This is a genomic window from Klebsiella sp. BDA134-6 (assembly GCF_015601345.1).
Classification (GTDB): Bacteria; Pseudomonadota; Gammaproteobacteria; order Enterobacterales; family Enterobacteriaceae; genus Klebsiella; species Klebsiella grimontii.
Genome location: NZ_CP064784.1, coordinates 2,715,272 through 2,729,755, shown reverse-complemented (window position 1 = coordinate 2,729,755; position 14,484 = coordinate 2,715,272). Strand labels below are relative to the sequence as shown.

General features: G+C 60.7%; 13 protein-coding genes. 1 reads left to right on the top strand and 12 read right to left on the bottom strand.

The window, feature by feature from the left end; genetic code table 11:
* Positions 1–25: 25 nt before the first annotated feature.
* The gene (gene hrpA, locus IYV58_RS12570; protein ID WP_232391414.1) at positions 26–3,871 is read right to left on the bottom strand and encodes an ATP-dependent RNA helicase HrpA; all 3,846 of its coding nucleotides are present in this window, start codon (positions 3,869–3,871) and stop codon (positions 26–28) included.
* Between the two features lie 261 nt (positions 3,872–4,132).
* Here hrpA and azoR point away from each other — a divergent pair, with 261 nt between their 5' ends.
* Positions 4,133–4,738, top strand: coding sequence for an FMN-dependent NADH-azoreductase (gene azoR / locus IYV58_RS12565; protein ID WP_004120936.1), 606 nt, complete (start codon positions 4,133–4,135; stop codon positions 4,736–4,738).
* A 35-nt stretch (positions 4,739–4,773) separates the two neighbouring features.
* Here azoR and IYV58_RS12560 read toward each other — a convergent pair whose 3' ends face one another.
* The 11 genes from IYV58_RS12560 to paaD form a co-directional block, all read right to left on the bottom strand.
* Complete coding sequence (locus IYV58_RS12560) at positions 4,774–5,184, bottom strand: GFA family protein (protein ID WP_029669679.1); 411 nt, start codon at positions 5,182–5,184, stop codon at positions 4,774–4,776.
* Between the two features lie 8 nt (positions 5,185–5,192).
* A complete protein-coding gene (gene paaY / locus IYV58_RS12555; RefSeq protein ID WP_004120943.1) occupies positions 5,193–5,789 on the bottom strand; it encodes a phenylacetic acid degradation protein PaaY in 597 nt (198 codons plus the stop codon).
* Between the two features lie 9 nt (positions 5,790–5,798).
* Complete coding sequence (gene paaX / locus IYV58_RS12550; RefSeq protein WP_162626003.1) at positions 5,799–6,725, bottom strand: phenylacetic acid degradation operon negative regulatory protein PaaX; 927 nt, start codon at positions 6,723–6,725, stop codon at positions 5,799–5,801.
* A gap of 236 nt (positions 6,726–6,961) precedes the next feature.
* A complete protein-coding gene (paaK, locus tag IYV58_RS12545) occupies positions 6,962–8,278 on the bottom strand; it encodes a phenylacetate--CoA ligase PaaK (protein ID WP_004120947.1) in 1,317 nt (438 codons plus the stop codon).
* Between the two features lie 28 nt (positions 8,279–8,306).
* A complete protein-coding gene (pcaF, locus tag IYV58_RS12540; protein WP_195729651.1) occupies positions 8,307–9,512 on the bottom strand; it encodes a 3-oxoadipyl-CoA thiolase in 1,206 nt (401 codons plus the stop codon).
* The gene (gene paaI / locus IYV58_RS12535) at positions 9,512–9,934 is read right to left on the bottom strand and encodes a hydroxyphenylacetyl-CoA thioesterase PaaI (RefSeq protein WP_004120952.1); all 423 of its coding nucleotides are present in this window, start codon (positions 9,932–9,934) and stop codon (positions 9,512–9,514) included. The genes pcaF and paaI overlap by 1 nt, the downstream gene beginning before the upstream one ends.
* Entirely contained in the window at positions 9,924–11,345 is a 1,422-nt protein-coding gene (locus IYV58_RS12530) for a 3-hydroxyacyl-CoA dehydrogenase (protein WP_087829480.1), read from the bottom strand. Before IYV58_RS12530 ends, paaI begins: the two co-directional genes overlap by 11 nt.
* A 3-nt stretch (positions 11,346–11,348) precedes the next feature.
* Positions 11,349–12,137, bottom strand: a complete 789-nt coding sequence (gene paaG, locus IYV58_RS12525) for a 2-(1,2-epoxy-1,2-dihydrophenyl)acetyl-CoA isomerase PaaG (protein WP_195729650.1) — start codon at positions 12,135–12,137, stop codon at positions 11,349–11,351.
* 2 nt (positions 12,138–12,139) lie between these two features.
* Positions 12,140–12,907 carry a 2,3-dehydroadipyl-CoA hydratase PaaF gene (paaF, locus tag IYV58_RS12520; protein ID WP_142445694.1) on the bottom strand — a complete coding sequence of 256 codons (768 nt, stop codon included), beginning with the start codon at positions 12,905–12,907 and terminating at the stop codon, positions 12,140–12,142.
* Entirely contained in the window at positions 12,904–13,974 is a 1,071-nt protein-coding gene (paaE, locus tag IYV58_RS12515) for a 1,2-phenylacetyl-CoA epoxidase subunit PaaE (protein WP_142469962.1), read from the bottom strand. The genes paaF and paaE overlap by 4 nt, the downstream gene beginning before the upstream one ends.
* A 7-nt stretch (positions 13,975–13,981) precedes the next feature.
* Positions 13,982–14,479: a 1,2-phenylacetyl-CoA epoxidase subunit PaaD gene (gene paaD / locus IYV58_RS12510; RefSeq protein ID WP_004120970.1), complete on the bottom strand. Its 498-nt coding sequence runs from the start codon at positions 14,477–14,479 to the stop codon at positions 13,982–13,984.
* Between the last annotated feature and the right edge of the window lie 5 nt (positions 14,480–14,484).

Sequence of the window (14,484 nt, the reverse complement as noted above, 5' to 3'; positions counted from 1 at the left end):
GAATGAAAACGCCATTGCCGTAGTATCAGGCCACAATCGCGTCCATTGCCTGCAGCACTCGCTTGTCGGATATCGGATACGGCGTGCCGAGCTGCTGGGCGAACAGGCTGACGCGCAGCTCTTCAATCATCCAGCGGATCTCCTGCACGTCGTTATCCTGACGGCGCTGAGGCGGCAGCTTATTCAACCACTGCTGCCACGCCTGCTGGATGCTCTCCACCTTGAGCATCTGCGCGCGGTCACGGTGCGGATCGATCGCCATTTTCTCAAGCCGCTTTTCAATCGCCTGCAGATAGCGCAGCGTATCCCCAAGGCGGCGGAAGCCATTGCCGGTGACGAAACCGCGATACACCAGCCCGCTCATCTGCGATTTGATATCCGACAGCCCAAGCGCCATGGTCATATCCACGCGGCCTTTCAGGCGTTTATTGATATTGAACACCGCGGTCAGGATCTGCTCAACCTGTTTGGCGATTTCCACCACCGTCTCGTTGAGTTCAGCGCGCACCTTTTCATGCAGCGCGGCAAAGCCCTCTTCGGTCCATACCGGGCCGCCCGCTTCATCGATCAGCTTATCCACGCCGCAGGAGATACAGTCATCGATCAGATCCAGCACCTTGCCGTAGGGGTTGAAATAGAGCCCCAGCTTGGCTTTATTCGGCAGCTTCTCATGCAGGTATTTAATCGGCGACGGGATATTCAGCAGCAGCAGGCGACGCAGGCCGCGCCACATCTCCTGCTGCTGCTCCAGCGGGTTATCAAACAGCTTGATCGCCACGCTGTCGCGCTCGTCCACCAGCGCCGGCCAGGCCTTAACTTTGTAGTTGCCGCGCTTCTGCTCGTAGCTCTCCGGAAGCCGGCCAAAGCTCCAGATATGCAGCCCGCTCTGCTCGATACCGTCATCGGCAACCGCGGACAGCGTCTCCTGCACCTTACCTTTCAGCGCATCTTTCAGATCCTGCAGCGAGCGCCCTTCCTGCAGCTTCTTGTTTTTCTCGTCCACCACCCGGAAAGTGATTTTCAGATGATCGGGTACCTGATCCCATTGCCAGGCCTCGCGGTCGATAGTCACGCCGGTCATCCGCCGCAGCTCACGTTCAAGGGAATCCAGCAGCGGCAGCTCCAGCGGCGTCGCGCGGCCTAAAAACGCCTCCGCGTAGTTCGGCGCTGGAACGAAGTTACGCCGTACCGGCTTCGGCAGCGATTTAATCAGGGCGATAACCAGCTCGCGACGCAACCCCGGGATCTGCCACTCAAATCCGGCTTCTTCCACCTGGTTGAGCAGCGGCAGTGGAATATGCACCGTTACGCCGTCAGCGTCGGCGCCCGGTTCAAACTGATAGGTGAGACGCAGCTTCAGGTTGCCCTGGTGCCAGAAGTTCGGATAGTCGAGCTTACTGACCTGCTCCGCGCCTTCCTTAATCAGCATGCTCTTTTCAAAGTTGAGCAGATCCGGCGTCTCGCGGCTGGCCTGTTTCCACCACTTGTCAAAATGGCGCGCGGAGATGACGTCATGGCTGATACGCTGGTCGTAGAACTCAAACAGCGTTTCGTCGTCGACAAGAATATCGCGGCGGCGCGACTTATGCTCCAGCTCTTCAATCTCGTTGCGCAGCTTCAGGTTGTCACGGAAGAAGGCGTGACGAGTCTGCCAGTCGCCCTCCACCAGCGCATGGCGGATAAATAGCTCGCGGCACAGCGCCGGATCAATCTGGCTATAGTTGACCTTGCGGGCCGCCACAATCGGCAGCCCGTAAACGGTGACCTTTTCCGTCGCCATTACCGCGCCCTGCCCGCGCTCCCAGTGGGGTTCGCTGTACGAGCGTTTGATCAAATGCTGCGCCACCGGCTCGACCCACTCCGGCTCAATGCGCGCGGCGATACGCCCCCACAGGCGGCTGGTTTCCACCAGTTCGGCGACCATCGTCCATTTTGGCGGCTTTTTGAACAACCCCGATCCAGGGAAGATGGAGAAGCGAGCGTTGCGCGCGCCGGTAAACTCCTGCTTGTCGGCGTCTTTCATACCGATATGCGACAGCAGACCGGTCAGCAGCGCGGTGTGAATTTCGCGATACTCCGCCGGCTCGCTGTTCACCGGCAGCCCGAGCTCTTTCACCACCTGACGCAGCTGGGTATAGATATCCTGCCACTCGCGCACGCGCAGGTAGTTGAGGAAATCGACCCGGCACTGGCGGCGGAACTGGTTCGAGGAGAGCGCTTTTTGCTGCTCGCCCAGGTAGTTCCACAGGTTGACGAACGCCAGGAAGTCGGACTCTTTATCGTGGAAACGGCGATGTTTCTCGTCAGAGGCCTGCTGCTTGTCCATTGGCCGCTCGCGCGGGTCCTGAATGGAGAGCGCCGAGGTGATAATCATCGCCTCGCGCACGCAGCCGTGTTTTTGCGCTTCCAGCACCATGCGCGCCAGACGCGGGTCCACCGGTAGCTGGCTAAGCTGACGGCCCATCGGCGTCAGCTTATAAGCGGTCTGCTGTTCGTCGGTGGTAATCGCCCCCAGCTCTTCCAGCAGGCGAACGCCGTCCTGAATATTGCGTTTATCCGGCGCTTCAACAAACGGAAACGCGGCGATATCGCCCAGGCCCAGCGCGGTCATCTGCAGGATAACGGATGCCAGGTTGGTGCGCAGAATCTCCGGGTCGGTAAATGCCGGGCGCGACAGGAAGTCATCTTCCGAATAGAGACGAATACAGATCCCTTCCGACACGCGACCGCAGCGGCCTTTACGCTGGTTAGCCGACGCCTGGGAAACCGGCTCAATAGGCAGGCGCTGCACTTTGGTGCGGAAGCTGTAGCGGCTGATACGCGCGGTACCCGGGTCAATAACGTACTTGATGCCCGGCACGGTCAGCGAGGTTTCGGCGACGTTGGTGGCCAGCACGATCCGCCGCCCGCTGTGGGCCTGGAACACACGGTTCTGTTCGCTATTGGAAAGCCGCGCATACAGAGGCAGCACTTCGGTATGGCGCAGATTCAGCTTATTGAGCGCATCGGCGGTATCGCGGATTTCACGCTCGCCGCTCATAAAGATAAGGATATCACCGGGGCTTTCGCGCCCGAGTTCATCAACGGCGTCAAATATCGCCTGCAGCTGATCGCGCTCGGTGTCGTCGGCGTCTTCAACGATGGGTCGATAGCGCACTTCTACCGGGTAGGTGCGCCCGGACACTTCGATAATCGGCGCGTTGTTAAAGTGGCGCGAGAAGCGTTCCGGATCGATGGTCGCCGAGGTGATTATAATTTTCAAATCCGGGCGACGGGGCAGCAGTTCCCGCAGGTAGCCAAGCAGGAAGTCGATATTGAGGCTGCGTTCGTGCGCTTCATCGATAATGATGGTGTCGTACTGCATCAGCAGCCGATCCTGCTGGATTTCCGCCAGCAGAATACCGTCGGTCATCAGCTTAACCATGGTGTTATCGCTGACGTGGTCGCTAAAGCGGACTTTATAGCCAATGCAGCCGCCCGGCTCCGTTTGCAGCTCTTCGGCGATACGGTTGGCGACGGTACGCGCGGCCAGACGACGCGGTTGCGTATGGCCAATTAAGCCTTTAACGCCGCGCCCCAGCTCCATACAAATTTTTGGCAGCTGGGTGGTTTTCCCCGAACCGGTTTCCCCCGCCACAATCACCACCTGGTGATCGCGCACGGCTTCGAGAATCTCCTGTTTTTTCTGGCTAACCGGCAGATTCTGCGGATAATCGATAGCCGGTCGGGCGGCTTCGCGCAGCAGGACTCTCCCTGCCGCCTGTTCAATTTCTTGCGCCATCTCCTGAAGGATGGCCTGCTGGGCATCAGGATTTTTAACCTTCTTCACGCCGTGCAGGCGACGGGCAAAGCGCGACTTATCGCGCAGCATCAGGCCATCCAGCCGTGCAAAGAGCTGAGAGAAGGTTATTTTTTGTTGTTCTGTCATAGCGTTATCGGGCAGCGCACTGCCGGGAAAAATCTCTTTTGATGTATTGCGTTAGAGTACCACATCCGCGCAATTCGTGCCTTGTTCAAAAAAACTGAATACAGAGTTCGATTTATTGCGCTTTCTCTGCGACATGATTGTGAATAGAGTGTCAACAAGCACCAGGGCAACGGCCCGTCAATCACATTAAAAAAGGAAACACCCATGAGCAAAGTATTAGTTCTGAAATCCAGTATTCTGGCAGGGTACTCGCAATCTGGTCAGCTGTCCGACTATTTTGTTGAACAATGGCGTGAAAAGCACGCGCAAGACGTTATCACCGTGCGCGACCTGGCTGCAAACCCCATTCCGGTTCTGGACGGCGAACTGGTTGGCGCTCTGCGTCCGAGCGATGCGCCGCTGACGCCGCGTCAGCAGGAAGCGCTGGCGCTTTCCGACGAACTGATCGCTGAACTGCAGGCGAATGATGTGATTGTTATCGCGGCGCCGATGTACAACTTCAACATCCCGACCCAGTTGAAAAACTACTTCGACCTGGTAGCGCGCGCTGGCGTGACCTTCCGCTACACCGAGAAAGGGCCGGAAGGTCTGGTGAAAGGTAAACGCGCTGTCGTCGTCACCAGCCGCGGCGGTATCCATAAAGATACCCCGACGGACCTGGTAACGCCGTACCTGTCTACCTTCCTTGGCTTTATCGGCATCACCGACGTGAACTTCGTGTTCGCTGAAGGCATCGCCTACGGCCCGGAAGTTGCAGCGAAAGCGCAGACCGATGCGAAAGCCGCTATCGACAGCGTTGTTGCCGCATAAGAGTTGACTCCTCCCGCCCCGGCGGGAGGAGAGTTTCACTTTTTCTCGTAGCGCAAATACCCCACCACGCCACCGCCGCCATCTTTTGGATGATTCACGCCGTCGTTGACCTCCACGCAGGGAAAATCAAAAGGCGACACGCCGTCTATGCAGGCCACATTCACGCCATATTGCTGCGGGTTTGAACGCCGTTGATGAAAAGTGTAGATCCCACACACGGAGCAGAAAAAGTGCACGGCTTGACCGGTATTAAAACGATACTCCGTGAGCTTATCCCGTCCGCGTATAACATCTATTCCTGAAAGCGGCGCGGAGACCGCGACCGCCCCACGCATCCGGCAATATGAACAGTTACAGCGGCGAACGGTGTTGAAGCCATCGCTAAGCTCAACGGTAAAGGCCACCGCGCCGCAGTGGCACTGAGCGGATAATTTCTCTGCCATGATTTACCCCCTCAGGATGATGATTTCGGCCGCAAATTCTCATCAAACGCCAGCCGCTTTCTGTCCGGCTCTGCTTCTTTGAGCGGTTCCACCTGATGCAGCGTCTGTTTGCAGCGCTCCACCAGCATCTGATACTCCCGCGTCCCCTGCTTCTTCCAGGCCAGCTCCCGTTCGCTTAATGTACGAATGGCTTTTGCCGGACTGCCGACAATCAGATGGTTAGCGGGCATTTCGGCGTTGGCTTTCACAAAGGCCGAAGCGCCGACAATGCTGTTTTCCCCAATGCTGGCCCCATCAATAATCACCGCGCTCATGCCCACCAGCGCGTTGCGCCCGATGGTGCAGCCGTGCAGAATCGCGCCGTGGCCGATATGCCCCTCTTCTTCCACGACCGTATCCTGGCCGGGAAAGCCGTGCATCACGCAGTTATCCTGAATGTTGGCGCCATCTTTCACCACGATACGGCCAAAATCGCCGCGCAGGCTGGCGTTAGGCCCGACGTAGACCCCTTTACCGAGGATCACGTCGCCAATTAGCACCGCGGTGGGATGAACGTAGCTCTCGTCCGGTACCACCGGCGTCATACCGTCAATTTGATAAATGGGCATAGCCTCTCCTTATACGCCTGCGAGTCCGCCAAAGCGCTGGAAATAGAGCGGTCCCGGCGCGGGAAGATCCCCCACCGAGCTTTCGCCCTTCTCGCTGACAAACGCCAGCGCGCCGGGCGCAACGCGTTGATAAATATTGATGCACAGCTGGCGCGCGGTTTGTCCGGCCCAGTGCGCGGGGAGCAGCTCTTCAGGCAGCAGCGGATCTTTCAGCACCACCCGGCGATAGAAGTGAATCAGCAGCAGCTGAATCTGGAAACTGCGTTCGGGCGTCAGCTCCGCGGGCTCGCAGTCGCGAAGCAGCGGCAGCAGCGGTCGAAACAGGGCGATAAACGTTTCATACATCGCGTTCTGGTCGGTAAGATGCCAGCACTCTTCAACGCGAGCGCGCAGCGCCGCCCGAGAGAGCGCCAGCGGGGAATGCGCTTCGAAACAGATAACGTTTTCCGCCACGCCCGCTTCATGCAGCAGAGACTGTACGTCCGCCAGCTTTTGTGATGGCGAAGCCAGCAGGCTCGGCGCAAGCGCGCCAAATCCCTGCCATAGCAGCTGTTTTTTGACTTCCGCCAGGGTGCTTTTTTCCAGCCCTTCCGACAGCAGCAGCAGCCAGGTCCCATCCCACTCCGGCGCGCTGGCGCGATAGATTTTATGCTCCGCCCGGCGGGTCAAACGCAGGCCTTTGTCGCTGAGGCGGTAGAAGCTGCGGCGGCCAATGCGCACCACATCGAGCCACTCTTCTTTATTCAGGCGGAACAGCGCGGTACGCACGAATCGTTCGCCGAATCCAAGCCCTTCCAGCAGCGCCGCCACGCTGCCGAGCCAAACCTCTCCGCCGCGCTGGAGCAAGGCGTCGCCATATAAAGAAGCAATAAGCGAGGTACCGCTGATGGGCATCGCGGCGACGGCCTGCTGAATAAAGGTGTCGAGTTTACTCATCTGATTCATTCTGTTGTGATTTTTGTCCTTTTTGAATCATAGCACAGGAAATCGCGAGGCGTTGCTGCGCACCTGGCCGGGCTACCGGCCCGCAGACGACCATGGATACATCAACCCCGGCACACTCCCCGGGTCGCTGCGTAAACGCCATACCCGGGCTGCCACTGTCCGGGCTACGGGAGTTGTGTCGTCGGGTAGCCCGGACAGGCGCAATGCGCCGCCTCCGGGAGAAGGTGTTATCCGTTAGCGGCCGCCTTGCGCAAATCGAACACGCGGCAGGCCTTGCCCTCAGAGCGCGGGATGCTGCCGCAGTTAACAATGCTGATATCGGTCGAAATCCCCACCATCGACTTGATCCGGTGGCGCAGCTGATGACAAATCTGACAACGTTGTTCGTGGTTCAGCGCCAGACCGCTCTCTTTTAACTCCACGCGCACCGAAAGTGAATCAAGATGGCCCCGGCGGTTAACCTCCAGCTGATAGTGCGGCGCCAGATGTTCGAACTTGAGGATCTCCTCCTCCAGCTGCGACGGGAAGACGTTCACGCCGCGGATAATCAGCATATCGTCGCTGCGCCCGCTGATGCGATCCATCCGGCGCATAGTGCGGGCAGTCCCTGGCAGCAGACGGGTCAGGTCGCGGGTGCGGTAGCGGATCACCGGCAGCGCTTCTTTGGTCAGGGTGGTGAACAGCAGCTCGCCATGTTCGCCGTCCGCCAGCGGCGTGCCGTTGTCCGGATTCACCACTTCAGGGTAGAAGTGATCCTCCCAGATCGTCGGACCGTCGGCGGTTTCCAGGCACTCCATCGCTACCCCGGGCCCCATCACCTCCGACAGGCCGTAAATATCCAGCGCCGAAATCCCCAGACGACGCTCGATTTCCGTACGCATCGCGCGGGTCCACGGCTCCGCGCCGAACACTCCCACCCGCAGTGAGCAGCCGCTGGCGTCGCCGCCCATCTGACGCTCCAGCTCTTCAATCAGATTCAGGCAGTAGGACGGCGTCACCATAATCATATCCGGCTTAAAATCGCGGATTAGCTGGGCCTGCTTTTCGGTCTGCCCGCCGGACATCGGTATCACCGTCGCGCCTAAACGCTCCGCGCCGTAGTGGGCGCCTAGCCCGCCGGTAAACAGACCATAGCCGTAGGCGACATGAATTTTGTCTTTTGCCGTCCCGCCCGCCGCGCGCAGGGAGCGGGCGACAATATTGGCCCAGTTATCAATATCGTTTTGCGTATAACCCACCACCGTCGGCTTGCCGGTGGTGCCCGAAGACGCGTGGATGCGCACCACCTGCTCCATCGGCACCGCAAAGGTATCAAACGGATAGTTGTCGCGCAGATCCTGCTTGGTGGTGCAGGGAAACTTGCTCAGATCGCTCAACTCATGAAAATCGTCCGGATGAACGCCCGCCGCGTCGAATTTGCGGCGATACATCGGCACATTGTCGTAGGCGTGCTTCAGGGTCCACTTCAGACGCTGGGTTTGCAGGGCCTGCAGCTCGTCGCGCGATGCGCTTTCAATCGGGTCTAATTGCGTTATCGTTGTCATTTTGTAGGGTACTCGCAGGTAGATTCGCTCACACTCGCTCAAGGATCATGGCAATGCCCTGACCCACGCCAATACACATCGTACACAGCGCATAGCGCCCATTGCGGCGCTGTAGCTCCAGGCTGGCGCTCAATGCCAGCCGGGCTCCGCTCATCCCCAACGGGTGGCCTAAGGCGATGGCGCCGCCGTTGGGGTTAACATGCGGGGCGTCATCCGCCAGCCCCAGCTGTCTGAGCACGCCCAGCGCCTGGGCGGCGAAGGCCTCATTCAGCTCAATCAGATCCATATCGTTTATGTTCAGCCCGGCGCGCTCCAGCACTTTACGTACCGCCGGTACCGGTCCGAGCCCCATCAACTTCGGCTCGACGCCCGCCGTCGCCATCGCCACAATTCGTGCCCGCGGCGTCAGCCCCTGGGCGGTGGCCTGCCGCGAGCTGGCGATAATCAGCGCCGCGGCGCCGTCGTTGACGCCAGAGGCGTTTCCCGCGGTCACTACGCCGCCCTGGCGGAACGGCGTTTTTAGCCGCGAAAGCTGTTCAAGGGTGGTGTCCGCCCGCGGATGCTCGTCGTCACGCACGACGTTTACCGCCCCTTTCCGGTCGATAATCGGTACCGGCACGATCTCCTGCGCCAGAATGCCGTCGCGCTGGGCCTGGGCCGTACGCTGCTGGCTGCGGTACGCAAAAGCGTCCTGATCGGCGCGGCTGATATTTAACAATTCAGCTACATTCTCCGCCGTTTCCGGCATGCTGTCAGTGCCAAATCGCTGCTGCATGAGCGGGTTCACAAAACGCCAGCCGATAGTGGTATCAAACAGCTCGGCCTGGCGCTGATACGGGGCGCTGGCTTTGCCCATCACAAACGGCGCGCGCGACATCGACTCGACGCCGCCGGCGATCATCAGATCCGCCTCTCCGGCTTTGATCGCTCGGGCGGCGAAGCCGATAGCGTCGAGACCGGAGCCGCACAGGCGGTTAATAGTCGTGCCGGGTACGGTGTGCGGATAGCCCGCCAGCAGCGTCGCCATATGAGCCACATTGCGGTTATCTTCGCCGGCCTGGTTGGCGCAGCCGAGAATCACATCGTCAATCGATGCCGGGTCAAATTTCGGGTTACGGTTCAGCAGCTCGCGCAACGGGATAGCGGCCAGGTCGTCAGCGCGCACGCTGGCCAGCGCCCCGCCGTAGCGGCCAATCGGCGTGCGGATCCCGTCACAAATAAAGGCGTAGCGCATCAGACTTCTCCTGTGATTGTGCCGCCGATGCGGTGCGATTTACCGCGAAACAGGGCGACCACTTTTTGCTGTTGGTTAACGATTTCAATGTCATAGACCCCGGTCAGTTTGCCCTGATGCTTAACTCTCGCCGTCGCGGTCAGCAGCTCGCCGACAAAGGCTGGACGAAGAAAATCGATGCTCGCCGCTGAGGCGACCGCCGCCAGCCCCTGACTGTTGCAGGCGTAAGCAAAAGCGGTATCGGCGAGCGAAAACAGCTGTCCGCCGTGGCAGGAGTGGTGGCCGTTGAGCATGTTCGGGGTGACCGCCATGGTCATCTGCGCGTAGCCCTGGTCCATCTCGATAATTTCAATTCCCAGCGCTTTCGCACAGTTATCGTTCTCATACATCGCGCGGGCGTTGCGCCAGGCTTCATTGCTCATGATGTCTCTCCATCAGCGCCTTCTGACGCAGCAAGGAACAGGGGCGATAGCGCTCTTCGCCGTAATGCCGCTGCAGGTTTTCCAGCAGCCGCAGTACCCGGCCCCAGCCAAGTGATTCTCCCCACGCCAGAGGGCCGCGCGGGTAGTTGACGCCCAGACGCATGGCGGTATCGATATCCTCCGCGCCGGCGACGCCCTTCTGCAACGCGTCCAGCGCTTCGTTAACCAGCATCGCCACCGTCCGCCATACCAGCAGGCCGGGATAGTCGGCGATCCGCAGCACCTTTTTGCCCTGCTGCTGAAAATAGAAAGTTGCTTTATCGATCGCCGCCTGAGAGGTGGTTTCCGCGCTGGCCAGCACCACCGTATCGCCTGCGCTATGGTCGTAGACCACCACCGGACGGCCGTGCTTAAGGCTTAACGCCAGGGCGGTTTCACCGGTTGTTTCCAGCAGCAGCACCTCATCCAGCTCGGTGACAACGTCACGTTTTATGTGCTTTGCTGCGCGTTCTGCTGATACGGCGGCCAACGCCAGGTCAGGCAGTGCGTCAGCAGGCCAGCAGTAGACCCCCTGCCCGCTTTTTTTGCCCAGCCGTCCGGCCAGCGCCAGCTCCTGCTGCAGCAGCGACGGCAGATAGCGACGGTCCTGCCAGAAGGCGTTAAATACCGAACAGGTCACCGCAAAGTTGACGTCCTGGCCAATCAGGTCGGTCAGCGCCAGCGGCCCCATGGGGAAACCACCGCCGTCGCGCAGGGCGGCGTCAATCACCTCCGGCGCGGCGACCTGCTCCTCCAGCGCTCGCCACGCTTCGGCATAAAACGGCCGCGCCACGCGGTTGACGATAAAACCGGGCGTTGAGCGGCAGCGAACCGGCTGTTTTCCCCAGTCGCTGACCCGCTGGCAGAGCTGTTCGACGACTTCCGCCGAGGTGGCCAGACCGCTGACCACTTCCACCAGCTTCATTACCGGGGCCGGGTTAAAGAAGTGCAGCCCGGCGACTCGCTCCGGGTGTTGTATCCCCGCGGCGATGGCGGTGATCGAAATCGATGACGTGTTGCTGACCAGCAGCGTCGACGGGGAGCAGATCGCCGCCAGTTGTTCGAACAATGCCTTTTTGACCTCCAGACGCTCGGAGGCCGCTTCGATAACCAGTTGCGCGCAGGCCAGAGCGCTCAGCGTCTCTGCCGGGGCCAGATGCGACAGCAGCACCCCGGCCTGTTCCGCGGCCAGCTTGCCGCGGCTGACGCGGGAGACCAGCCGCTGGCGAATCCCGTCGATGGCGCGAACCACCGCCCCAGGAGCGATGTCGTAAATCAGTACCGGATGCCCTGCGGCGGCGGCCACTTCGGCAATGCCGGCGCCCATGGTGCCGCTGCCTATCACCGCGACGGTAGGTAACGTTGTGCTCATCGGCTATTTCCCGCTGAATTGAGGTGGACGCTTGGCCAGAAAAGCGCTGACGCCTTCGCGATAGTCTGCGCTGCGCCCGGCCAGACGCTGATAGTCGCGCTCAAGCTCAAGCTGCTGGTCCAGGGTCTGCGTTTCCGCCAGCCGCAGGGCTTTCTTAATCAGCCCGAGGCCATAGGTCGGCTGGGCGGCCAGATGACGCGCCAGCGCCAGGCCGGTGTCTTTCAGCTCGGCGTCGTCCACCACCTGCCAGATCATCCCCCACTGCGCCGCCTGCTCTGCGCTCAGGCTATCGCTCAGCAGCGCTAACCCCATCGCGCGCGCGCGTCCCGCCACCCGCGGCAGAAACCAGCTGCCGCCGCAGTCAGGCACCAGGCCGAGTTTGCTGAAGGCCATGACGAACTTCGCCGAACGCGCCGCCAGAACGATATCGCAGCCCAGCGCCAGCGTGGCCCCCGCGCCCGCCGCGACGCCGTTTACCGCGCAAATGACCGGTTTCGGCAGCGCCGCCAGACGGCGCACCAGCGGGTTATAGAAACGCTCGACCGATAGGCCGAGATCCGGTGCAGGACCGCTGGGGTCAACGTTGCGGTCATTTAAATCCTGTCCGGCGCAAAAGCCGCGCCCGGCGCCGGTCAGCAGTAAACTGCGCACGCTGTCGTCACGCTCGGCCTGTTTCAGGCACGCCGCCAGCTGCTGATGCATCAGGTCGTTAAAACTGTTCAGACGGTCCGGGCGATTAAGGGTAATCGTCATCACGCCCTGTTCCACTTCGCTGAGAATGAAAGCTTCCACGATTAGCGTCCTTTAAATTCCGCAGTACGTTTATGTAAAAAGGCGTCGATGCCTTCACGGCGATCTTCGGTCGCGCTCAGCAATGTAAACAGCTGGCGCTCCTGCTGAAGCCCGGCCTGCAGGCTCACCTCCTGCGACAGCCGCAAAGCCTGCTTAGCCGCGCGCAGCGCCAGCGGCGAGTGGCGAGCAATGGTTGCCGCCAGGCCAAGCGCATATTCATCGGTGAGCGCTGGCGGATAAACCTCGCATACCAGCCCCGCCCGTTGCGCCTGATGAGCATCAATGCTTTCGCCGCTCAAGACCATCCGGCTGGCCAGCGCCTTACCGACGGTGCGGATCAGACGCTGGGTGCCGCCCGCGCCCGGCATAATGCCGAGGGTGATTTCCGGCAGGCCGAAGCGGGCGTTATCGCCGGCAACAATCAGATCGCACAGCAGCGCCAGCTCGCATCCGGCGCCGAGGGCATAGCCGTTAACCGAAGCAATCAGCGGTTTGCTGAAGGCGTCGATACGCGCCCACAGCCGCGGGCGAATATCATCGAGCGTGGCGGACAGATCTTTTTCCGCCATTTCGTTCAGGTCAGCGCCCGCGGCGAAAAAATGTGGGTTGCCGCTGATGACGCAGACGCCAACCGTCGGATCCAGCGCCGCCGCGTCGAGCGCGTCGGCGATCTGCGTCAGCAGCGCGTTATTCAGCGCGTTGCGCGCCTGCGGACGATTGAGCGTCAGCTGCAGTACGCGCGCGTGGCGAGCAATCAACAGTTCACTCATGCCATCCCCCGCGCGTCGAAGTCGACGATCACGTCGCCGCTGGTGGGGAGCGCCTGGCAGCTCAGCACGTAGCCTGCCGCCACTTCGTCGGCTTCAAGGCTGTAGTTAGCGGCCATCGCCACCTCGCCGCGCAGCACTTTGCATTTACAGGTGGCGCACACGCCGCCCTTACAGGCAAACGGCAGGTCCGCCCCCTGGCGTAGCGCGGCGTCAAGAATGCTGTCGTCCTCAGCGCTCAGGGCAATGATGCGGTCGCGGCCATCCTGACGAATCGTGACCGAGCGGCCCTCCGCCTGTACGCCAGCAGCCCGCCTGGCGCTGCTGCCCGGCGTATTGAAACGTTCCAGATGGATGGCTTTCTCCGGGACGCCCAGCTCGCGCAGGGTCATTTCCGCTTCATCCATCATTGCCGCCGGGCCGCAAATAAAAGCATGGTCAAAGCGGCTGAAGTCCAGCAGATGGTCGGCCAGTTCGCGCAGCTTGTCGCCATTGATGCGCCCCTGCAGCAGATCGCTGTCCATCGACTCCTGGCTGAACAGGTGCACCACCTGCAAACGCTGCGGATAGCGGTCTTTCAGGTCGGCCAGCGCCTGACGGAACATCATGCTATGGCTGCTGCGGTTGCCGTAAACCAGCGTGAAACGGCTGTCGACTTCAGTGGCGAGGGTGGCGTCGATAATCGCCATCATCGGCGTAATCCCGGAGCCGGCGGCAATCGCCAGGTAGTCGGCCTGACGCCCGGCCTGCGGCTGGTAACCAAAGTGACCCTGCGGCACCATCACCTCCAGCGCCATCCCTGGTTGAATGTCGCTCTGGGCATAGCGCGAGAAGCGCCCGCCGTCGATAGCCTTCACCGCCACGCTGATTTCACCCGGCGCGCGGCTGCGGCAAATGGAGTAGCAGCGCCTAAGCTCTTCGCCGCCGAGGCGGGCTTTCAGCGTCAGATGCTGGCCCGGACGAAAGGCATAGGCGTCGCGCAGCGCGTCGGGTATGGCAAAGGTGATGGTGACCGCGTCGCGGGTTTCCGGTTCCACTTTCGCCACGGTAAGCGAATGAAATGTCGTCATCGCAACCTCAAATACATTTAAAGTAATCAAAGGGTTCCCGGCAGCTGTCGCAGCGATACAACGCTTTGCAGGCCGTGGAACCGAATTCGCTAATTAGCGAGGTGTGTCGGCTAGCGCAGCGCGGGCAGATCACCTCGTCCGGCATATGGGCATGGCAGGCATGAGCCTGCGGCGGACTGATGCCGTACTGGCGCAGACGTTCCCGGGCCTCCGGCCCCATCCAGTCGGTAGTCCACGGCGGGTCCAGCTGCAGCACGATATGCACCGGCGCGTAGCCGTTTGCCGTCATCGCCGCGCGGATTTCTCCCAGCAGATGTTCGGTGGCCGGGCAGCCGGAATAGGTTGGCGTGAAGCCAATCACCCAGCCATCGCCTCGGCGTTCCACGCTGCGCACCATACCGAGGTCGGTAATCGTCAGCACCGGAACTTCCGGGTCAGGAATGGCGCTTAATACGTCCCAGACGGCGTGGATCTCCGGGGGAGCGATATCTACCAGACGTTGCATAATCC